This is a genomic window from Micromonospora sp. NPDC049203, assembly GCF_043197215.1.
Classification (GTDB): Bacteria; Actinomycetota; Actinomycetes; order Mycobacteriales; family Micromonosporaceae; genus Micromonospora.
The window spans coordinates 25009-45349 of record NZ_JBICSV010000017.1 but is presented as its reverse complement, the minus strand read 5'-3'; the positions used below and the strand labels follow the sequence as shown (position 1 = coordinate 45349).

At 71.6% G+C, this 20341-nt stretch carries 17 protein-coding genes; 12 read left to right on the top strand and 5 right to left on the bottom strand.

Annotation, left to right across the window (positions count from 1 at the left end; translation table 11 throughout):
- Positions 1-103: 103 nt before the first annotated feature.
- Together ACGFIA_RS28085 and ACGFIA_RS28080 are read right to left on the bottom strand one after the other, a co-directional pair.
- On the bottom strand, positions 104-2608 hold the full coding sequence (locus ACGFIA_RS28085) for a transglycosylase domain-containing protein (protein ID WP_393262928.1): 2505 nt from the start codon (positions 2606-2608) through the stop codon (positions 104-106).
- Between the two features lie 494 nt (positions 2609-3102).
- Positions 3103-3549 carry a DUF5318 domain-containing protein gene (locus ACGFIA_RS28080; protein ID WP_357382116.1) on the bottom strand — a complete coding sequence of 149 codons (447 nt, stop codon included), beginning with the start codon at positions 3547-3549 and terminating at the stop codon, positions 3103-3105.
- Positions 3550-3725: 176 nt separating this feature from the next.
- Here ACGFIA_RS28080 and ACGFIA_RS28075 point away from each other — a divergent pair, with 176 nt between their 5' ends.
- Both ACGFIA_RS28075 and ACGFIA_RS28070 read left to right on the top strand, forming a co-directional pair.
- Entirely contained in the window at positions 3726-4364 is a 639-nt protein-coding gene (locus ACGFIA_RS28075) for a PadR family transcriptional regulator (protein ID WP_357382118.1), read from the top strand.
- Between the two features lie 23 nt (positions 4365-4387).
- Complete coding sequence (locus ACGFIA_RS28070; RefSeq protein ID WP_030499482.1) at positions 4388-5467, top strand: inositol-3-phosphate synthase; 1080 nt, start codon at positions 4388-4390, stop codon at positions 5465-5467.
- Between the two features lie 65 nt (positions 5468-5532).
- Here ACGFIA_RS28070 and ACGFIA_RS28065 read toward each other — a convergent pair whose 3' ends face one another.
- On the bottom strand, positions 5533-6012 hold the full coding sequence (locus tag ACGFIA_RS28065) for a methylated-DNA--[protein]-cysteine S-methyltransferase (protein ID WP_357382121.1): 480 nt from the start codon (positions 6010-6012) through the stop codon (positions 5533-5535).
- An 81-nt stretch (positions 6013-6093) separates the two neighbouring features.
- Between ACGFIA_RS28065 and ACGFIA_RS28060 the strand changes: the two genes are divergently transcribed.
- Positions 6094-6636 carry a hypothetical protein gene (locus tag ACGFIA_RS28060; RefSeq protein WP_357382123.1) on the top strand — a complete coding sequence of 181 codons (543 nt, stop codon included), beginning with the start codon at positions 6094-6096 and terminating at the stop codon, positions 6634-6636.
- 25 nt (positions 6637-6661) lie between these two features.
- Positions 6662-8170: an SPFH domain-containing protein gene (locus tag ACGFIA_RS28055; protein ID WP_357382125.1), complete on the top strand. Its 1509-nt coding sequence runs from the start codon at positions 6662-6664 to the stop codon at positions 8168-8170.
- 54 nt (positions 8171-8224) lie between these two features.
- Here the strand turns inward: ACGFIA_RS28055 and ACGFIA_RS28050 are convergent, their stop codons facing one another.
- The gene (locus ACGFIA_RS28050; RefSeq protein ID WP_357382127.1) at positions 8225-9685 is read right to left on the bottom strand and encodes a CCA tRNA nucleotidyltransferase; all 1461 of its coding nucleotides are present in this window, start codon (positions 9683-9685) and stop codon (positions 8225-8227) included.
- A gap of 132 nt (positions 9686-9817) precedes the next feature.
- On the opposite strand from ACGFIA_RS28050, the gene murJ reads away from it, so the two are divergent.
- The 7 genes from murJ (at position 9818) to ACGFIA_RS28015 (ending at position 18071) form a co-directional block, all read left to right on the top strand.
- Entirely contained in the window at positions 9818-11560 is a 1743-nt protein-coding gene (gene murJ / locus ACGFIA_RS28045) for a murein biosynthesis integral membrane protein MurJ (RefSeq protein ID WP_357382129.1), read from the top strand.
- A 409-nt stretch (positions 11561-11969) separates the two neighbouring features.
- On the top strand, positions 11970-13577 hold the full coding sequence (locus ACGFIA_RS28040) for a protein kinase family protein (RefSeq protein ID WP_355509490.1): 1608 nt from the start codon (positions 11970-11972) through the stop codon (positions 13575-13577).
- A 43-nt stretch (positions 13578-13620) separates the two neighbouring features.
- The gene (gene sigM / locus ACGFIA_RS28035) at positions 13621-14325 is read left to right on the top strand and encodes an RNA polymerase sigma factor SigM (RefSeq protein ID WP_357470680.1); all 705 of its coding nucleotides are present in this window, start codon (positions 13621-13623) and stop codon (positions 14323-14325) included.
- Complete coding sequence (locus ACGFIA_RS28030; protein ID WP_393262922.1) at positions 14322-15263, top strand: hypothetical protein; 942 nt, start codon at positions 14322-14324, stop codon at positions 15261-15263. The genes sigM and ACGFIA_RS28030 overlap by 4 nt, the downstream gene beginning before the upstream one ends.
- Before the next feature lie 176 nt (positions 15264-15439).
- Positions 15440-16393: a thioredoxin-disulfide reductase gene (gene trxB / locus ACGFIA_RS28025; RefSeq protein ID WP_393262919.1), complete on the top strand. Its 954-nt coding sequence runs from the start codon at positions 15440-15442 to the stop codon at positions 16391-16393.
- Between the two features lie 31 nt (positions 16394-16424).
- Positions 16425-16748 (top strand): thioredoxin, encoded by a 324-nt coding sequence (gene trxA, locus ACGFIA_RS28020; protein WP_357382137.1) that lies wholly within the window; start codon positions 16425-16427, stop codon positions 16746-16748.
- A 162-nt stretch (positions 16749-16910) separates the two neighbouring features.
- Positions 16911-18071 carry an N-acetylmuramoyl-L-alanine amidase gene (locus ACGFIA_RS28015; RefSeq protein ID WP_357382139.1) on the top strand — a complete coding sequence of 387 codons (1161 nt, stop codon included), beginning with the start codon at positions 16911-16913 and terminating at the stop codon, positions 18069-18071.
- Between the two features lie 8 nt (positions 18072-18079).
- On the opposite strand, the gene ACGFIA_RS28010 is transcribed toward ACGFIA_RS28015, so the two are convergent.
- Positions 18080-18745 carry a GNAT family N-acetyltransferase gene (locus tag ACGFIA_RS28010; RefSeq protein ID WP_357382141.1) on the bottom strand — a complete coding sequence of 222 codons (666 nt, stop codon included), beginning with the start codon at positions 18743-18745 and terminating at the stop codon, positions 18080-18082.
- Positions 18746-19026: 281 nt separating this feature from the next.
- On the opposite strand from ACGFIA_RS28010, the gene ACGFIA_RS28005 reads away from it, so the two are divergent.
- Positions 19027-20340 (top strand): PLP-dependent aminotransferase family protein, encoded by a 1314-nt coding sequence (locus ACGFIA_RS28005; RefSeq protein WP_357382143.1) that lies wholly within the window; start codon positions 19027-19029, stop codon positions 20338-20340.
- The last annotated feature ends 1 nt before the right edge of the window (position 20341 follow it).

The following is a 20341-nucleotide window of genomic DNA, read 5'->3' as shown; positions in this document are numbered from 1 at the left end:
GTTCGTCCCCCGGTTCCCCCCCCCCCCTCCCCCCCCCCCCGCCCCCCCCCGCCCCGCCCCCCCCCCCCCCCCCCCCCCCCCCCCCCCCGTCGGGTGGTACGCGTCAGTTCTGTCGTGCCGGTGGAGTGCTCGGTAGCAGCCCGCCGCCGCCACCGCCGCCGCCGGGACGTCCACCGCCGCCGGGGAGCCCGCCGCCGGGGTTGTTGCCACCGCCCGGGTTGCCGCCGCCGGGCGTGCCCCCGGGGCAGAACAGGCCCAGCGGGTCGCAGTTCTGGCCAGGCTGGCCGGGCTCGTTCGGGGGCGGCGCCGGGGCCTCGCCGTTGCCGGTGTCGTCTTCGCCGACGTTGGCCGCGGGCGGGAACTCTTCCTTGTCCTTGCCCTTGAGCGCGTCGTTCATGAAGCGCTGGAAGATGTCACCCGGCATCCGGGCACCGCTGATGTCCCGGCCGTCCTTGTATTTGATCGCCTTGCGGTCGGCCTTGTTGCCGACCCAGACGGCGGTGGCGAGCTGCGGTGTGTAGCCGATCATCCAGGCGTCGCCGTTGCTTGACGTCTTGTCGTTGAGTTCCCAGGTACCGGTCTTCTCGGCGACCTGCCGGCCCTCTTCGAGGCGCTTGTTGATCTGGCCCGGGTACTGCTTCAGCACGGACGTCACGTCGGCGACGACGTCCTTGTCGATCCGCTGTTGCCCCTTGAGCTTCTCCCCGCCGACCGTGTCCCACTTGCCGGTGACCGGATTCTGCTTCTCCACCTTGCGAATGAAGTGCGCCTTGTGGTAAACGCCCTGGTTGGCGAAGGTGGCCACGCCGTTGGCGTGGTCGAGCACGGTGATCGGGTACTGGCCGTAGCCGATAACGTGGAAGAACGGCGACGGCGCCAGGTCCTTCGGGTCCGCCTTGGTCAGGTCGTGCGCCTTGGCCGGGTTGGTGTCGGTCTGCCACATGGTGGTGACGCCGGCCTGCTTGGCCATGTCGAGCACCTTGTCCGGGCCGATCTTCTCGGTGATGTAGTAGAACGGCACGTTCAGCGACTTGAGCGTCGACAGTTCGAGCGTGCAGGAGTCACCACAGGAGACCTTGTCCGCGCCGGCGTTGCTGACCTTGAACTTGGTGTCCTTCGGGGTGAATGCCGAGCCCTTCCAGCGGGACTTGATCGAGATGCCTTCCTTCAGCGCCGCGGCGAGCGTGTAGATCTTGAAGCTCGAGCCCGGTGAGTGGCCACCGCTGACGACGCCGTTGTCCACGTTCTTCCCGGCGTAGTCGGTGCCGGTGCCGTTGTCGCCGCCGTAGTAGGCGAGCACACGCCCGGTCTTCGGGTCGATCGCCACCACGGCGGCCATCAGGTTCGACGGCTGGCCGGCGAGTTCGGAGCCCTTCTTGGCCCGCTGTGCCGCGGCGAGCGCCGCCTCCTGCATCTTCTTGTTGATCGTGGTGGTGATCTTGTAACCACCCCGGCTCAGCGCCTTGGCGCAGAGCGGCTTCTTCTCGGTCACCTCGGCCTCGTTGTCGGTGCAGAGCTTCATCTCGCGCAGTTCCTGCGAGACGTAGTTGACGACGTTGCCGTACGGGGTGTCGATGCCGAATCCGCCGCCGCTGTTCTTCGACGGCTTCGCGATGTTCTTCGGGTACTCGGTGGGGTGCGGCGGCATGTTCGGCGCATCGAGCCACTTCTCGGTGATCATGCCGTTGATCACGTAGTTCCACCGGTCCAGCGCGGCCGTCTGGTTGATCGCCGGGTCGTAGCCCTGGTGGGTGGCGCTCGGCTCCGGCTGCTTGATCAGGGCGGCCAGCACCGCGGCCTCGGCCACGTTCAGGTCCTTGGCGTTCTTCTTGAAGTACGTCTGCGACGCCGCCTGGATGCCGTACGCGCCGCGGCCGAAGTAGATGACGTTCAGGTAGTGCTGCATGATCACGCGCTTGTCGTACTTGTCGTTCAGCTTGGAGGCGAGGATCGCCTCCTTCACCTTGCGGCCGTACGTGTCCTGGTTCAGGTTCTCGAACGCGTTGCGCGCGTACTGCTGGGTGATGGTCGAGGCGCCCTGCTTGTCGCCGCCGGTGAGGTTGTTCCACGCGGCCCGGGCGATGCCCTTGTAGTCCACACCGGAGTGCCGGTAGAAGTTCCGGTCCTCCGCCGCGGCGACGGCGTGCTGGACGTGCTCCGGGATCTGGTCGATGGTGACGAGCTGCCGGTTCTGGTCGCCGATCCGGGCGATGGCCTCTTTGCCGCTCGAGTCGTAGATGGTGGTGGACAGCGGCGGGATGGTGTCCTCCGGGAGCACCACCTTGGTGGAGTACCAGGTGAAGCTCACCACGCCGATGCCGGCGAGCATGATGAACACGGCGAAGCCGGCGATCAGGATGTTGATCCGGCGGCGCTTCTTGGCGCGCGCCGGGTCCTCACCGCGGCCACCCCGGCCGGGGCCGGTCGGACCACCGGGACCACCGGGACCGCCACCGGAGGGGCCGGGCACCCGGGCACGGCCTCCGACCGCCGCGGCGCCGACGCTCGCGCGCCCGCCCACGCCTGCCCGCCCGCCGACGGCGGCCGCGCCCACGCTCGCCGCGCCCACCGAGGCACGCCCGGCCGGAGCGGCCGGTGAGACCGGCACAGACGCACGACCGGCGCCCGCGCGCCCGCCCGGTGCCGGCGACACCGGTACCGAGGCGCGGCCCGCGCCGGCCCGGCCGACCGAGGCCGATCCGGACGCTCCGCGTGGCGCCGGAGCGACGCCGCCGACCGGGGCCCGGCCGCCCGCGCCGTACGGTGTCACGGAGGCTCGCGCCGAGGCGCCGCCGTCCGCAGCGCCGGACCAACCGTTCCCGCCCCGGCTCCTGTCGGAACCGGGGTCGCCGTCCGGGCCCGGGATCTGGGCTCGCGCACGCGAAGAACTGGGATCGCCGTAGTTCATTCCTCACACCCTGCCGGTCGCGGTGGGACGCGGGGGCGCCGCCACCGGGTTGCCGTGAGCTGGAACACGGGACGCTACCCGCCGGTGATACCGGCGCGCGCCCGCCAAATCCGACCTATTCGGACCAATTACGCTTAAGGGCTGTCGCTCCTGCCGCCCGGGGAATGGGCCGGCAGCGATCGGGACAGCCGCGTTCACCGTTGCGCCTCTCGCCTTCGCCGAGGGGTGGAGCCGTTGGCCGCGACCGAGTCGTCCGCGTCCTCCGCCTCGCCCGTGAGACCGTCCCGTCCGAGCAGGAACTGCTCGACGAGATGGTTCCAGTCACAGCCGGGGCAGACCTCCACCACGAACACCTGGAACTCACGCAGCGTCATGGCCAGGACGGGCAACTCGGCCCGGGTACGCGCCTGGCCGGCCGACTGCTTGAGTTCGTCACCGTAAATGTAGTGGACGTGGATCAGGTTCTCGCTGCGGCAGATCGGGCAGCGGTGGTCGGTCGGCTCGCCGTGGAAACGAGCAGCGTTCTTCAGGTACGGCGAGGCGTCGCAGACGTCGTACGTGCCGACCCGCCCGGCGAGCAGTTCACGCAGCACAGCCCGCTTCTGAAGCGAGTAGTCGACGACCTGGCGCTGCGTACGCATGCGGCAAAGGGTACGCGCTCCGGCGAACCCAGGCGACCATGGTCACGAGGTGTGACGGCCGCGTCGCGTAAGCAGGGGGTTTGCCCCACCCTCACCTCTCCGCTAACGTGCGATGTATCGGTCCGATACATCGCGGTGGTTAGTGGTCCGCGCAGGGGGGAAAGAGGGGACGGCCCGTGCTCGAGCTCGCCATCCTCGGCCTCCTGCAGGAGGCGCCGATGCACGGCTACGAGCTGCGCAAGGAGCTGACCGCCAAACTCGGGGCCATCCGGGCGGCGATCAGCTACGGCTCGCTCTATCCGACCCTGCGCCGGCTACAGGCGGCCGGATGGATCACCGAGGCCGCTGAGGCACCCGCGACCGCCGAGGAGGTTCCCGCGCTGACCAGCCGACGCGGTCGGGTGGTCTACACCATTACCGCGGAGGGCAAGGAACGCTTCGCCCAGCTCATAGCGCAGGCTGGACCCGAGACGTACGACGACACGGGCTTCGGCGTGCACTTCGCGTTCTTCGCCCGGACCGACCAGGCCACCCGGCTCCGGATCCTGGAAGGTCGTCGCCGCAAGATCGAGGAGCGTCGCGAAGGCCTTCGTGACGTGCTCGGCCGGGCAGCCGAGCGGCTCGACGCGTACACCCTGGAACTGCAACGCCACGGGCTCGACGCCTGTGAGCGCGAGGTCCGCTGGCTGGAGGAGCTCATCGCCAACGAGCGCTCCGGCCGGGCCCCCGCCGACCCGCGACCCGGGACGGCCGGTGGCCGAGGAGACAACGACAGCCCGCCCACGCCTGGAACGTCCAGGAAAGAGCGGCCGTGATGAAGAAGAAGGAGGCAGACGCTATGGGCTCCGTCCGCGTCGCCATCGTCGGTGTGGGTAACTGCGCCTCGTCCCTCGTACAGGGCGTGGAGTACTACCGGAACGCCGACCCGAACGACCGCGTCCCGGGTCTCATGCACGTCACCTTCGGCGACTACCACGTCTCGGACGTGAAGTTCGTCGCGGCGTTCGACGTGGACGCCAAGAAGGTGGGCATGGACCTCGCGGAGGCGATCGTCGCCAGCGAGAACAACACGATCAAGCTCTGCGACGTGCCGCCGACCGGCGTCACCGTGCAGCGCGGCCCGACCTTCGACGGTCTCGGCCAGTACTACCGCGAAATCGTCGAGGAGTCGGACGCCAAGCCGGTCGACGTGGCGCAGGCGCTGCGCGACGCCCAGGTCGACGTGGTCGTCTCCTACCTCCCGGTGGGTTCCGAGGAGGCCGACAAGTTCTACGCCCAGGCCGCGATCGACGCCGGCTGCGCGTTCGTGAACGCCCTGCCGGTCTTCATCGCCTCCGACCCGGAGTGGGCGAAGAAGTTCACCGACGCCGGCCTGCCGATCGTCGGCGACGACATCAAGAGCCAGGTCGGTGCCACCATCGTGCACCGCGCCCTGGCGAAGCTCTTCGAGGACCGCGGGGTCGAGCTGCTGCGCACGTACCAGCTCAACTTCGGCGGCAACATGGACTTCATGAACATGCTGGAGCGCAACCGCCTGGTCTCGAAGAAGATCTCGAAGACCCAGTCGGTGACCTCGCAGATCCCGCACGAGATGCAGAAGAGCGACGTGCACATCGGCCCGTCCGACCACGTGCCGTGGCTGGACGACCGCAAGTGGGCGTACATCCGCCTGGAGGGGCGCTCCTTCGGTGACACCCCGCTCAACGCGGAGCTGAAGCTCGAGGTGTGGGACTCGCCGAACTCGGCCGGTGTCATCATCGACGCCGTCCGCGCCGCGAAGATCGCGCTGGACCGCAAGATCGGCGGCCCGATCCTCTCCGCCTCCTCGTACTTCATGAAGTCCCCGCCGGAGCAGTACGCCGACCACGACGCGCACGCCGCCGTCGAGGCGTTCATCGCCGGCGAGATCGAGCGCTGACGCGCCGAGAAGCAGAAGAAGGAAGGCCGGGTCCGCGCGGACCCGGCCTTCCTTCTTCTCGTACGTCAGGACCAGGCGCGCCGCAGCGCCACGGACGCCTCCAGCTCCAGCAGCGTCACCTTGCGCGGCAGTCCCCCGCCGAAGCCGACGAGCTTGCCGCCCGCGCCGACGATCCGGTGACAGGGCACGATCACCGGCACCGGATTGCGGTTGCAGGCCACCCCGACCGCCCGGGCGCCGCCGGGATCGCCGACCGCCTTCGCCACCTCGCCGTAGGTCTTCGTCTCGCCGTAGGGGATGCGGGTCATCTCCCGCCAGACCGCGCGCTCGAACTCCGAGCCGCGCGGGGCCGACACCGGCACTGTGAACCCGGTCAGCTCACCGGCGAAGTACGCCCGCAGCTCCGCCACCGCCAGCCGGGCCACCGCGTCGCCGGGGTCGTCGGCCGCCCCGTCCACCCGGCCGAAGTGCGCGCCGCGCACCGCGTCGCCGTCGGTGCCGACGGAGAACTCCCCGATCGGCGAGTCGAGCACGGTCCAGCGCATGCCACCCATTGTCCCGCCCACGCCGACATCCCCCGCGACCGGCTCTCCGGAGGCGGACCGGACGACCGCTGAGCGAAGTCGATGTTGCACGGCGTCGATACTGTGCAGGTCATGGCCACCGGGACGCTCATCTTCCTGATCATCGGCGGGATCGGGGTCGGCGTGCTGACCCTCGCCCTGCTCGGCTCGGGAGTGCTCCACCTCGGCCAGCCGGACGTCGACGGGCCGGTGTCGCTGGAGGCGGCCGCCGGGTTCACCGGGGCGTTCGGTTTCGGCGGCGCGATCGTCAACGAGCTGCTCGGCGGACGTACCCCCGGAATGATCGCGGCGGCGGTGGCCGGCGGCGCGCTGGCCGCCGTGCCCACCGCGTGGCTGGCGGCGCGGCTGAGCCGCGCGGCCCGCAACATGCGCACCGACGCCACCCCCACCCGCGACCACCTCGCCGGCGCGATCGGGCTGGTGGTGACGCCGATCCCCAGCGGCGGCTACGGGGAGGTGCGGGTACGCCTCGCCGGCCAGCCGGTGAAACTCAACGCCCGTGCCGACCAGGCGATCCCGGTCGGCGCCCAGATCTTCGTGGTCGAAGCACTGAGCGAGACCAGCGTGCACGTCGAGACCTACTGACACCACCACACAGACGGGATCATCCATGCCCCTGCTCGTCGCCATCGGCGGCGCGGTCCTCCTCGCCGTCGTCCTCGTCCTCTTCGTGTTGTCCCGGATCAAGGTGGCCGGGCCGAACCAGGCGTTCATCGTCACCGGCCGCAAGGGCCGCACCACCCAGACCGCCGACGGCGGCCGGGCCACCGACATGTCCGGGCAGAAGGTCGTGCTCGGCGCCTCGGTGTTCGTCCTGCCGGTGGTGCAGAAGCTCCAGTCGCTCGACCTGTCCAGCCGCCGGATCGACGTCAGCATCCGCGGCGCGGTGAGCAAGCAGGGCATCCGCACCGAGCTGCACGGCGTCGCGATCGTCAAGGTGGGTGGCACCGAGGACGCGATCCGTGCCGCCGCCCAGCGCTTCCTGAACCAGCAGGAGGAGATCGACAACTTCACCCGCGAGGTGCTCGCCGGCGCGCTCCGCTCGATCGTCGGGCGGCTCACCGTCGAGGAGATCATCCGGGACCGGGCGGCATTCGCCAGCGCGGTGGCCGAGGAGGCCGAGCACTCGATGACCAACCAGGGTCTGGTGCTCGACACGTTCCAGCTCCAGGACATCCTGGCCGAGGGCTCCTACCTCCAGGACCTGGGCCGGCCGGAGGCCGCCCGGGTGCTCAAGGACGCGGCCATCGCCGAGGCGCGGGCCCGCCAGCAGGCCGAGCAGGAGCGGCTGCTCGCCGAGGAGGCGATCGCCGAGGCGAACCGGAACCTGTCGCTCAAGCAGGCCGGCATCCAGGCCGAGATCGACGCGGCGAAGGCGAAGTCGGCCGCGGCCGGGCCGCTCGCGCAGGCCGAGCGGGACCAGGCGATCCTCTCCGAGCAGCAGAAGGTTGCCGAGCGCAACGCCGAGCTGAAGCAGCGCCAGCTCGACACCGAGGTCCGCAAGCCGGCCGACGCCGCCCGGTACAAGGTCGAGCAGGAGGCCGAGGCGGCCCGCAACGCGGCGGTGCTCAACGCCGACGCGCAGCGCCAGGCCACCATCGCCGCCGCGCAGGCCTCCGCCGAGCAGGCCCGCCTCACCGGTGAGGGCGAGCGGGCCCGCCGGGCCGCGCTGGCCGAGGCGAACGCGATCGAGGGCGCCAAGGAGGGCGAGGCGGAGCAGCGCCGTCGTTCCGCGATCGCCGAGGCGGTCGAGCGGGAGGGCCAGGCCGAGGCGGCCGCCATCCTGGCGAAGGGTCAGGCCGAGGCCGACGCGATGGCCCGCAAGGCCGAGGCGTTCGCCGCGTACGGCGAGGCAGCCGTGCTGGACCTGCTGGTCAAGGTGCTGCCCGAGGTGGTCGGCGCGGCCAGCGCCCCGATCGGCGCGATCGACAAGATGACAGTGATCTCCACCGACGGCGCGTCGTCGCTGACCAAGTCCGTGGCCGGCAACGTCGCCCAGGGTCTCCAGCTCGGCAGCGACCTGACCGGCATCGACCTGGCCGGTCTGCTGGCGCGGCTGGGCAGCAGCGCGCAGCCCAACGGCAAGGCCACCGTGGACGGCAGCACCGTCACCCAGTGACACGACGACGCCCGCCGGTTCCCCTCGGGGAGCCGGCGGGCGTCGTGCTGTGGTTCAGCCGGTGATGCCCTCGTCGCGCGCCCAGCGCAGCAGCTCCGCCTCGGCCTCGTCGCGGTCGAGCGGGCCGCGCTCCAGACGCAGCTCCTTGAGGTGCTGCCAGGCGCGGCCGACCACCGGCCCCGGCGGTACGCCGAGCAGCTCCATGATCGCGTTGCCGTCCAGGTCGGGCCGGACCCGGGCCAGGTCCTCCTCGGCGGCGATCCGGGCGATCCGCTCCTCCAGCGCGTCGTAGTCGGCCGCGAGCTGGGCGGCCTTGCGCCGGTTGCGGGTGGTGCAGTCGGACCGGGTCAGCTTGTGCAGCCGGGACAGCAGGTCGCCGGCGTCCGTGACGTACCGGCGCACCGCCGAGTCGGTCCACTCGCCCCGGCCGTACCCGTAGAAGCGCAGGTGCAGACCGACCAGCTTGACCACCTGGGAGGTGATCTCCTTGGAGTAGCGCAGCGCCTTCATCCGGTTCTTGGTCAGCCGGGCGCCGACCACCTCGTGGTGGTGGAAGCTGACCCGGCCGTCCGCGCCGACCGCCTTGGTGGCCGGCTTGCCGATGTCGTGCATCAGAGCGGCCATCCGCAGCACGAAGTCGCAGCCGTCGGTCTCCAGCGACATGGCGTTGCTGACCACCGTGAGCGTGTGCTCGTAGACGTCCTTGTGCTGGGCGTGCTCGTCGATGGTGAGCTTCAGGCCGGTCAGCTCCGGCAGGAAGCGCTCGGCCAGGCCGGTGTCGACGAGCAGGCGCAGCCCGGTGATCGGGTCGGCACCGCAGAGCAGCTTGGTGAACTCGTCCCGGATCCGCTCGGCGGTGATCCGGTCCAGGTCGCCGGCCATCTCGGCCATCGCCGCGCGGACGTCCGGGTGGACGGCGAAGCGGAGCTGGGCGGCGAACCGGGCCGCGCGCAGCATCCGCAGGGGGTCGTCGCGGAACGACTCCTGCGGCGTCCCGGGGGTACGAATGATCTTCGCGGCCAGGTCGGCGAGCCCGCCGTACGGGTCGGTGAACCGGTGATCGGGAAGGCTGACCGCCATCGCGTTGACAGTGAAGTCGCGACGCTTGAGGTCTTCGGTGAGGCTGGTGCCGTACTGCACCACCGGGTTGCGGCTGACCTGGTCGTAGACCTCCGCCCGGAACGTGGTGATCTCCAGGTTGAGGCCGTCGCGCTGGCAGGCGATGGTGCCGAACTCGCGTCCGGTCTCCCAGATCGACTCCGCCCAGCCGCGGATCACCTTGATCGTCTCGTCGGGGTGGGCGTCGGTGCAGAAGTCGAGGTCGTTGCCGAGGCGGCCGAGCAGCGCGTCGCGGACGGATCCGCCCACCAGGTGCAGTTCGTGACCGGCCCGGGCGAAGCGCCGGCCCAGCTCGTCGGCGACCGGTGAGACTCGGAGCAGTTCGGCGACGGCGTTGCGCTGCGCGGCGGTCAGCTCGCGGCGATCGGCGGCGTGGGAGGCGGAGGCTTCGGACATGGGATCGCCAGCCTATCGGGCCGGGGGTGGATCGACCGCGCCGGGCGCGGGTAACGGGCCCGGGTTGACTAAGGTTCCGGTTGGGCGGGGCCGGCCGGGCCCGGTCGCCACGTACCCCTTGGAGGCTGGCAGATGAGCGGCGGGCTCTACCGCAGCGCGAACGCGCACGGCGGCGGCCTGCCGCCGGACGACGGCGCCACCTTCATCTCGGCCGAGCCGCTGAACCAGCCCGGCGCCGAGGCCGTCGCGCCGCCACAGGAGGTGGTCGCCGAGACCAGTGCCGCGGCGAACAGCGCGGTGATGGCGATCGGCAGCCTGGTCAGCCGCGGCACCGGCTTCATCCGCAACCTGATGATCGGCGCGGCGCTCGGTGGCGCGCTGGTCGGTGACGCCTTCACCACCGCCATCTTCCTGCCGAACCAGGTCTACGAGTTCCTGCTCGGCGGCGTGCTCACCAGCGTGCTGATCCCGGTGCTGGTCCGGCGGCGCAAGTCGGACCCCGACCGGGGTGAGGCGTACTCCCAGCGGCTGCTCACGCTGGCCGTGCTGGCCCTCGCCGCCGTCGCGCTGATCGCGATGATCGGCGCACCGGTGCTGACCGCCATCTACGCGGGCGGCAAGGACGACAACTATCAGAACCTCGTCACCGGCCTGTCGTACCTGATGTTGCCGATGCTGTTCTTCACCGGCGTGAGCGCGCTGATCGCCGCGGTGCTGAACACGCGCGGGCACTTCGCCGCCCCGATGTGGGCACCGATCCTGAACAACCTCGTGGTGATCGGCGTCTGCGGGCTCTACATCGCGGTCTTCGGCGCCAAGATCATCGAGCCCGGCGAGATGGGCTGGGACCGGATCCTGCTCATCGGCGGTGGCACGCTGCTCGGCGTCGCGGTCCAGACCGCCGGCCTGCTGCCCGCGCTGCGCAAGGTCGGCTTCCGGTGGAAGTGGCGGTTCGACTTCCGCGCCCTCGGCCTGAGCGAGCTGGCCCGGCTCGGCGGCTGGATGTTCTGCTACGTCGGGGTCAACCAACTCGGCCTCTTCGTGGTGGTCAACCTGCTCACCCGGGCGGCCGGCGGCGACAACGCCGGCCTGCTGATCTACAACAACGTCTTCCTGCTGCTGATGATGGCGCACGGCATCATCGCGGTCTCGATCATCACCGCGCTGATGCCCCGGATGAGCGCCGCCGCCGCCGAGAACCGGTTCGGCGACGTCACCGCCGACCTGTCCCGCGGCACCCGGATGGTCAGCGCGGTGCTCGCACCCATCGCGGTCTGCTACGCGGTGCTGGCCGCCCCGATCTCGGTGGTGGTCTTCCGGTACGGCGCGTTCACCGGCGACAACGCGGTGGCCACCTCGACTGTGCTGCTGGTGGCGGCGCTCGGCCTGGTGCCGTTCGCGGTCAGTCAGCTCTTCACCTTCGCGTTCTACGCGCTGCCGGACACCCGCACCCCGGCTCTGGTCAACATCCCGGTGGTGATCCTGCGAGTTCTGCTCCAGGTTGGCCTGTTCCTGCTCTTCTCGAACACGTTCGCGGCGGCCGGGATGATGCTGGGCAACGCCGTGTCGTACCTGGCGGCGGCGATCATCTCGGCGATGCTGCTGCGGCCCCGGGTCGGCCGGATCGGGCTGGGCGGGATCATGCGGACGCTCGGCCGGGTGGTCGTGGCTGCCCTCGGCGCGGCGGTCGTCGGCCTGCTCGTGGTCGCGGTGCTCCCCGGCGACCCGGCGAACCTGAGCTGGCTCGCCGCCGCGGTGCAGTTGGTGATCGGCGGCGCGGCGATCGGCGCGACCTATCTCGGACTCGCCATGGTGCTGCGGATCGGCGAGATCACCGAGGTGGTCGGGATGGTCCGGCGCCGCCTCGGTCGTTGACGTCTCCGGTGACCGACGGTGAACGAGGATCACCAGCCTGGGGATACGGCTGTGGATAACTCGGAATTCCCCCGTCCACTGGGCCTCTCGGCCTGTGGACAACCAACCGTACGGACGAGGGAGCGCAGGCCGGGGCGGGGAAAACCAGTCCGCCGCCGCACCAGTACGCCCCTGTGCCGCCTCGTTGCCGTCAACCTCTAGATTGGCGGTGCGTGTCCGGCTCGCCCGCCGGGTGGGCGGGTGACCCGGCCGGGGCCCGTGGCGACTGGCCTTCCGGCCGGTCACAGCGGGAAGATGACATGTCGGAGAACCGGGCATCCCGGGTAAGGTCGCTCTCGACGGGTACGACCGGGATCGACGCGGCGTCGAGACCGCCGGCCGTTCCACCAAAGGCAGAGCGGGAAGCCACATGCCCAGCAGCACGGGTCCATCGATCGACGCGATCACCGAGGGAGGACGGGTGACCCAGGTCGGCGAGGGTCAGGAAGCGGAGGAGACCACTCCTGCGGACGTGACCCTCGGTGCTCCCACGGTCGGTGAGCTGCTCGCCGAGCGGTACGAGCTGGTCGAGCACATCAACAACGACAGCGCGGGCCGGCTGGTCTGGCGCGGTGTCGACGTGGTGTTGCGCCGTCCCGTCGCCGTGGTTCTCCGCTACCCGGGTGGCGACTCCGCCACCGAGATGCTCCAGGCCGCCGTCGCCGCGAGCCGCGTCATCCACCCCAACCTGGTCGGCGTCTACGACGCGATCGACGAGGACGACCGGGCCTACGTGGTCCGCGAGTGGGTCGACGGGCAGTCGCTGCGCGAGCTGGTCGCCGCCGACGGGCCGCTCGATCCGGCGCGGGCCACCGCGATCGGCAACGCCGTCGCCAGCGCCCTCGCCGCCGTGCACGCCACCGGGATGGTGCACGGCAACCTGCACCCCGGCACCGTGATGATCAGCGACGACGGCCGGGTGGTGCTCGCCGACGCGCGTACCGACGGGGCGGACAGCCAGGAGAACGACCTGCGCGCGGTCGGCGGGGTGCTCTACTTCGCCCTGACCGGGCACTGGCCGCACGGCGAGGCCCCGCTGCACGGCGCCACCGCCGGGCACGGCCGCGCCGCCCTGCCGGACGCCGTCCGGGACGCCGGCGGCTCCATCGCCGCGCCCCGGCAGATGCGCGCCGGGGTGCCGGCCTACCTCGACGACCTCACCATGGACCTGCTCGACCCGGAGATCCCCCCGCCGTCGTCGGACGTGCTGGCCGCCGAGCTGAGCCGGCTCGACATCCCTGCCGACGAGCAGTTCCTGGAGCAGGCCGGCCCGCTGCGCTTCACCGCCGAACCCGGCGAGGAGCCCTCCCCGCTGGCCGCCGCCGGCGGGCGCAAGGTCGCCATCGGCATCGCCGGTCTGCTGGCGGTGGCCCTGGTCGGGCTGCTCATCGGCATCAACGCGCTCGGTGGCGACGACGGCGACAAGGAGCCGGTCGCCCAGCCGTCGAACAGCGCGCCCGCCACCGGCGGCGGGGCCGAACCCGCCGCGCAGGTCCGCAAGCTCACCATCCAGGACGTACGGATCATCGACCCGGACGGCGACCGCGCCGAGGTGCGCAACGCCGAAAAGGTCATCGACGGGGACGACGACGAGGGCTGGGAGACCAACAGCTACCGCGACAGCGGCAAGTTCAGCGGGGTCAAGAAGGGCATGGGTGTCTGGATCGACCTGGGCGCCCCGCACTCGGTCAAGCAGCTGGAGGCCACGCTCTCGGCCACCGGAGCCACGGTCGAGCTGCGCACCGGCGCCCGCGGCGACTTCCCGTCCAGCTCCGCCGGCGACAAGCAGCTCATCAACGCCTACTCGACGCTGATCGGGCCGCCGAACGAGGACGGCGGCACGAAAATGATCTTCAACGCCTTCGAGCCGGACCAGAAGTACCAGTACCTGCTGTTCTGGATCACCAAGCTGCCGAAGAAGGAAGACGGCAACGGCTGGAAGCTCGGCGTCCAGGAGATCGTGGTCCAGGGCTCGTGACCCGGCCGCCGTCCCCGCCGCGCCACCACCGCCGGACGTGGTGATGGCGGAACGCGACGGCGCGCAGCCCGGCCGCTCCGACCTGGAGCTGCTGCGGGCGCACGCGGCCGGGGACCGGACCGCCTTCACCGAGCTGTTCCAGCGGCACCGGGACCGGCTCTGGGCGGTCGCGCTGCGGACCATCGGCGACCGCGAGGAGGCCGCCGACGCCCTCCAGGACGCCATGCTGTCGGCGCACCGCGCGGCGGCCCGGTTCCGGGGCGACTCGGCGGTCACCACCTGGCTGCACCGCATCGTGGTGAACGCCTGCCTGGACCGGATCCGGCGGCGTCAGACCCACGCCACCGTCCCGCTGCCCGACGGTGTGCACACCGACGGCGAGCCGGGCCGGCACACCGGCGGTCCGGAACCGGCCGCGCCGGCCCGCGACCACGACACCGCGCTCGTGGTCCGGCAGGCGCTCGCCGCACTGCCCGCGGAACAGCGGGCCGCGTTGGTCCTGGTCGACGTGCAGGGCTACCCGGTTGCCGAGGCCGCCGCCGTGCTCGGGGTCGCGGAGGGCACCGTCAAGAGCCGGTGCGCCAGGGGCCGGGCACGTCTCGCCGTGCTGCTCGGGCACCTGCGGACCGGCACCGACGCTCCGGCCGGTGACGTGCCGCGGCTCACTCCCGGGAACCGTCGGCGTCCCGAGGGCGTCGGATCCTCGTCGGGAGCTTCCCGTCAGGCCGTCAGCCAGGAGGAGCCGTGACTTCCCGGGAGTTCAGCGAGGTCGATCACGACCTGCTCGCCGACTACCTCGGCGGGGCGCTGGACGGCACCCCCGAGCAGGCCACCGTGGCGCGGCTGGTCGAGCAGGACCCGGCCTGGCGGGCCGCGTACGAGAATCTCGCCGACGCGGTCGACCTGGTCCGCGCCGACCTGGCCGGCTGGGCCGCGGCCCCCGCGCCGGAGATGCCACAGGCGGTGACCGACCGGATCACGGCGGCGCTCTCCGGGGCCGGACCGGCGCTGCGTGAGGGTACGCCGGTCGTGCCGGCGCAGTCCGGCGGCGCGAGCCGGCCACCCGGCACGGCCCCGCGTACCGGCCGGCCCGGCGGTCCCGGCCGTCGTCCCCGGCGCTGGGCCCGCATCGCCGGTCCGGTGGCCCTGGCGGCGGCCTCGGTCGCGGCGGTGGGACTCGGTGTCGGCCGGCTGGCGGGCCCGGGCGACGGCGGTGCGGCCGACCGGGCCGGCGGGGAGGCAGCGCCGATGGCTGCCGCGCCGTACCGGACCACCGGGCCGGCAGTGCGCAGCGACACCGACTGGACGCCGGAACGCCTCGCCGCCGGCCGTGTGCCCGCCCTGGCGAAGTCGATGCCGGGGGACATGGCCGGGCCGTCCGGCGCGGCGAAGGACGGCGCGGAGACGCCCCTGTCCCGCGACGATCAGCGCCTCAGCGTCCTCGGCGGGCTGGACCGGCTGGTCCGGCCCGAGACACTGGCCGCGTGCCTCACCGCGATCGGGACCGAGCACGGCGCCACGCCGCTGAGCGTGGACATGGTCGACTACGCCCGGTTCGGTGGCGCTCCGGCGCTCGTGGTGACGTTCGCGGACGCGAGTGGTGCCCGCTGGGGCTGGGTGAGCGGGCCGGAGTGCGGGGTACCCGGGTCCGGCGCGGACACCCGGTTCCGGACGCGGGTAGGGTGAGGACGCGGTCACGACGCTTGTCCCGCCACGTGACCTGACCCACCGGATGACCGGCTCGGGAATCCCCGCTTCGTACGATGACGTTCTGCAAGTCAGGCGCCGGCGCCCCTGAGCGGTCGGCATCCGGGATCGACATCGGTGCGGCCGGTGACGAACACACACATCGGGAGACGGCAGTGGACGAGGTCCGCAACCTGATCATCATCGGCTCCGGTCCGGCCGGCTACACCGCGGCGGTCTACGCCGCGCGTGCGAACCTGAAGCCGCTGGTGATCGAAGGCGTGCAGTCGGGTGGCGCGCTGATGACCACCACCGAGGTGGAGAACTTCCCCGGTTTCGCCGACGGCATCCTCGGCCCCGAGCTGATGGACAACATGCGCAAGCAGGCCGAGCGTTTCGGCGCCGAGTTCCTCACCGACGACGTGACCCGGGTCGAGCTGAAGGACACCGGCGAGATCGGCTCCGACGCGGTGAGCACCGTCTGGGTGGGCGAGACCGCCTACCGGGCCCGCGCCGTGATCCTCTCCACCGGCTCGGCCTGGCGTCCGCTGGGCGTGCCGGGCGAGCAGGAATACCTGGGCCACGGCGTGTCGTCCTGCGCCACCTGTGACGGCTTCTTCTTCCGCAACCAGCACATCGTGGTGGTCGGCGGCGGCGACTCGGCGATGGAGGAGGCGAGCTTCCTCACCCGGTTCGCCGAGTCGGTGACGATCATCCACCGCCGTGACTCGTTCCGCGCCAGCAAGATCATGGCCGACCGGGCGCTGGGCAACGAGAAGATCAAGGTCGAGTGGAACTCCGTGGTCGAGGAGATCCTCGGCGACGACGGCAAGGTCAACGGCGTACGGGTGCGCAACGTGCACACCGGCGAGAGCAAGGTGCTCGACGTCACGGGTGTGTTCGTGGCGATCGGGCACGACCCGCGCAGCGAGCTGTTCCGCGACCAGGTGGAGCTGGACGACGAGGGATACGTGAAGGTGCAGGCCCCCAGCACCCGTACCAGCGTGCCCGGCGTGTTCGCGGCGGGCGACGTGGTCGACCACACCTACCGGCAGGCCATCACGGCGGCCGGCACCGGCTGCGCCGCCGCGCTGGACGCCGAGCGGTTCATCGCCACCGTCCAGGGCTGAGGGTTCAAGGTTCGGAGGAGGAGAGTTCATAGTGGGAGCAACCAAGGCGGTCACGGACGCCAGCTTCGTCAGCGACGTGCTGCAGTCCGAGAAGCCGGTCCTGGTCGACTTCTGGGCGGAGTGGTGCGGCCCCTGCCGCAAGGTCTCGCCGCTGCTGGAGGAGATCGCGGGTGAGATGAAGGACCAGGTCACCATCGTCAAGCTGAACATCGACGAGAACCCGGAGACGGCCCGCGCCTACCGGGTGATGTCGGTGCCGACGCTGACCATCTTCAAGAACGGCCAGCCGGTGCAGTCGATCGCCGGCGCCAAGCCGAAGGGCGAGCTGGTCAAGCTCATCGAGTCGGCGCTCTGAGCCGTACCGACCCCTCCGGAACCCCCGTCACCCCACCCGGTGACGGGGGTTCCGGCGCTTCTGACCTGCATGAACACGAACCCGTCGGGTATCGGCCACGGTACGCTCCGTAAGCATCCGTCGGAGTTCCGGTCCGCCAACGTCCGTGCAGAGGGGGTCGTCGTGCGTCCGATCCGACCCGGTGACCAGGGACCGGCGGTGGCCGAGATCCGTACCGTCCTCGCCGGCCTGGAGCTGCTTCCCGCCGAGGCGGCGGGCGACGACTACGACGCCCAGACCGAACGCGCGGTACGGGCCTTCCAGCAGTCCCGGGGCCTCAGCGTCGACGGGCGGGTCGGCGCCGAGACCTGGCGGGCGCTCGACGCGGCCCGCTGGCGGTTCGGTGCCCGTGCCCTGTATCACGCCGTGCCCGAGCCGCTGACCGGCGAGGACGTCCGCTCGCTCCAGGAACGCCTGCTGGAGATGGGGTACGACGTGGGCCGCGCCGACGCCATCTACGGCATCCGCACCTCCCGCGCGGTGGCGCAGTTCCAGCGGGAGATGGGCCTGAAACCGGACGGCTCGTGCGGGCCGCACACCGTCAACGCGTTGCGCCGCCTCGGCCGCAAGGTGGTCGGCGGACGCCCGCAGTGGCTGCGCGAGTCCGACGCCATCCGGCAGGCCGGGCCGGCGCTCGTCGGGCGGACCGTGGTGATCGACCCGGGGCACGGGGGCACCGACCCGGGTGTGGTGGTGCCCGACGGCACGCTGCGCTGGACCGAGGCGGACCTCGTCCACGACCTGGCCAGCCGGCTGGAGGGGCGGCTCGCCGCCGCCGGCGTACGCGTGCAGCTCACCCGGGGCCCGTCGCCCGGCGACTGCCTGCCGGACGCGGACCGGGCCCAGCTCGCCAACTCCCTCGGTGCCGACGTGTTCATCTCCCTGCACACCGACGGGCACGCCAACCCGGAGGCCGAGGGGGTGGCCACCTACCACTACGGCACCGACAACGGCGTCACCTCGGCGACCGGTGAACGCCTGGCCGGGCTCGTGCAGCGGGAGATCGTGGCCCGCACCGGGCTGCGTGACTGCCGTACCCACGCCAAGGCATGGGAGCTGCTCCGGCTCACCCGGATGCCAGCGGTACGCGTCGAGGTCGGCTACCTCACCTCACCTGACGACCGGGCACGGCTCGTCGAACCGCGCTTCCGGGACCGGGTGGTCGAAGCCATCGTGGCCGGCGTGCAGCGGATGTACCTGCCAATCGAGCGGGACGTGCCGACCGGCTCGATCGACGTGAGCGAACTGCGGGCGATCGTCGCCGCCGGCAACATCGTCGACTGACCCGCGGCTCAGCCGGTGGAGCGGGTGGCGGGTGCCGGGCGCACCGGCCGCAGCAGCGTCTCCGGGCTCATCGAGCCGAGCAGCTTCTCCAGCGCGTACTCGACGTCCGACTTCCAGCTCAGCGCCGTACGCAACTCCAGCCGCAGGCGGGGGTAGCGCGGGTGCGGCCGGACCGTCTTGAAGCCCACCGAGAGGAAGAAGTCGGCGGGTGCCACACAGGCGCGGGCCGGGTCGTCCGCGTCGTCGCCGAACTTGGCGTCGCCGAACGCCTCGATCGCCTTGATGCCGCGCTTGGTCAGGTCGCGGGCCACGCCCTGCACCAGCATCCGGCCCAGGCCGCCGTCGGCGAAGGCGGGCACCACGTGCGCCGTCATCAGCAGCGCCGCGTCCGCCGAGACCGGCGAGGTGGGAAACGCCATCGAGCGCGGAACGTACGCGGGCGGGGCGTACATGACGAAACCGGCCGGCATGCCGTCGACGTAGACGAGCTTGCCGCAGGAGCCCCACTCCAGCAGCGTCTGGGAGACCCACGCCTCCTTCTCCAGGCCCGGGTCGCCCGCGGCGCAGGCCCGCTCGGCGGAGACCGGATCCAGCTCCCAGTAGACGCACTGCCGGCAGGATCGAGGCAGGTCCTCCAGCGTGTCCAGGGTCAGGCTGACCAGACGTCGCGACATGAGCGCACCCCACCACTAGGCTCGGAGCGCCGGTGAGTCCCGCGCCCTCCTACTCCCGACGAGCGATCGTACGCGTCTGTCCGGCGGGACGGGAGGGAACGCGCGAACGCCCACCCGGACGGCCGATCGACGGTCCGGGATGTGGACGTGTCCACACGGCCGGTGCCGCTGCCGTCACCGGGGACTACGATCGACAAACGGCCCCCGCCGCCAATGGATGTCGGCATCGCGGGTACCACACCGGGCGGCAGCCCCGCCGACACCCGATCGAGGTGATGTCCATGACCGGCACGACGCTCGACGACTACACCGACCGGTACGCCCGGCGTGTCCGTGGGATGACCGCCTCGGAGATCCGGGCACTCTTCGCGGTGGCCAGCCGGCCGGAGGTCGTCTCGCTCGCCGGTGGGGCCCCCTACATCGCGGCGCTGCCGCTGGACGCGGTCGGCGAGATGCTCGGCCGGCTCGGCTCCGAGCACGGCTCCACCACCCTCCAGTACGGCATCGGCCAGGGCACCCTCGAACTGCGCGAGCGGATCTGCGAGGTGATGTCGCTGTCCGGGATCGACGCCTCCTGCGGCGCCTCACCGGAGGACGTGGTGGTCACTGTCGGCGGCCAGCAGGCCCTCGACCTGGTGGCCCGCCTCTTCCTGGACCCGGGTGACGTGGTGCTCGCCGAGGGCCCGACGTACGTCGGCGCGCTCGGGGTGTTCCAGGCCGCCCAGGCCCAGGTGGCCCACGTGCCGATGGACGACGAGGGGCTCATCCCGGAGGCGCTGGAGACGGCCATCGCCGACCTGGCCCGCGCCGGGCGGCGGGTGAAGTTCCTCTACACGATCCCCACCTACCAGAACCCCGCCGGTGTAACGCTGAGCGAGGAACGGCGCGAACGGGTGCTCGACATCTGCGAACGCGCCGGACTGCTCGTGGTGGAGGACGACCCGTACGGTCAGCTCGGTTTCGAGGGTGAGGCGCCCGCCCCGCTGCGGGCCCGCCGCCGCGACGGCGTCTTCTACCTGAGCACGTTCTCCAAGACGTTCGCGCCGGGCCTGCGGGTGGGCTGGATCCTGGCGCCGCACGCGGTCCGCGACAAGCTGGTCATCGCCAGCGAGGCGCAGATCCTCTGCCCGAGTGCCTACGCGCAGGCGGCCGTCTCGACGTACCTCGGCACCATGCCCTGGCGGCAGCAGCTCAAGGTCTACCGCGAGGTCTACCGCGAGCGCCGGGACGCGCTGCTCGACGCGATGGCCGACCTCATGCCGGAGGGCACCACCTGGACCAGGCCGCAGGGCGGCCTGTTCGTCTGGGCGACGCTGCCCGACGGCCTCGACGCCAAGGCGATGATGCCGCGCGCCGTGGCCGCCCGCGTCGCCTACGTGCCGGGGACCGGCTTCTACGCCGACGGCACCGGCACCGGCAACATGCGGCTCAACTTCTCCTTCCCGACGCCGGAGCGGATCCGCGAGGGCGTCCGACGGCTCGCCGGGGTGATGGAGCAGGAGATCGCCATGCGCAAGGTCTTCGGCGCGGTCGGCACCGCCGGCCCCCGCCGTCGCCAGGGCGGCTCGGACGCGCCCGGCCCCGACTTGGCATGAT

Bases quoted from the DNA above. Each gene is read 5' to 3' on its own strand.
- ACGFIA_RS28080 (WP_357382116.1), bottom strand. From the start codon at position 3,549: ATGCGTACGCAGCGCCAGGTCGTCGACTACTCGCTTCAGAAGCGGGCT.
- ACGFIA_RS28070 (WP_030499482.1), top strand. From the start codon at position 4,388: ATGGGCTCCGTCCGCGTCGCCATCGTCGGTGTGGGTAACTGCGCCTCG.
- ACGFIA_RS28065 (WP_357382121.1), bottom strand. From the start codon at position 6,012: ATGCGCTGGACCGTGCTCGACTCGCCGATCGGGGAGTTCTCCGTCGGC.
- ACGFIA_RS28060 (WP_357382123.1), top strand. From the start codon at position 6,094: ATGTTGCACGGCGTCGATACTGTGCAGGTCATGGCCACCGGGACGCTC.
- ACGFIA_RS28055 (WP_357382125.1), top strand. From the start codon at position 6,662: ATGCCCCTGCTCGTCGCCATCGGCGGCGCGGTCCTCCTCGCCGTCGTC.
- ACGFIA_RS28050 (WP_357382127.1), bottom strand. From the start codon at position 9,685: ATGTCCGAAGCCTCCGCCTCCCACGCCGCCGATCGCCGCGAGCTGACC.
- murJ (WP_357382129.1), top strand. From the start codon at position 9,818: ATGAGCGGCGGGCTCTACCGCAGCGCGAACGCGCACGGCGGCGGCCTG.
- ACGFIA_RS28040 (WP_355509490.1), top strand. From the start codon at position 11,970: ATGCCCAGCAGCACGGGTCCATCGATCGACGCGATCACCGAGGGAGGA.
- sigM (WP_357470680.1), top strand. From the start codon at position 13,621: ATGGCGGAACGCGACGGCGCGCAGCCCGGCCGCTCCGACCTGGAGCTG.
- ACGFIA_RS28010 (WP_357382141.1), bottom strand. From the start codon at position 18,745: ATGTCGCGACGTCTGGTCAGCCTGACCCTGGACACGCTGGAGGACCTG.
- ACGFIA_RS28005 (WP_357382143.1), top strand. From the start codon at position 19,027: ATGACCGGCACGACGCTCGACGACTACACCGACCGGTACGCCCGGCGT.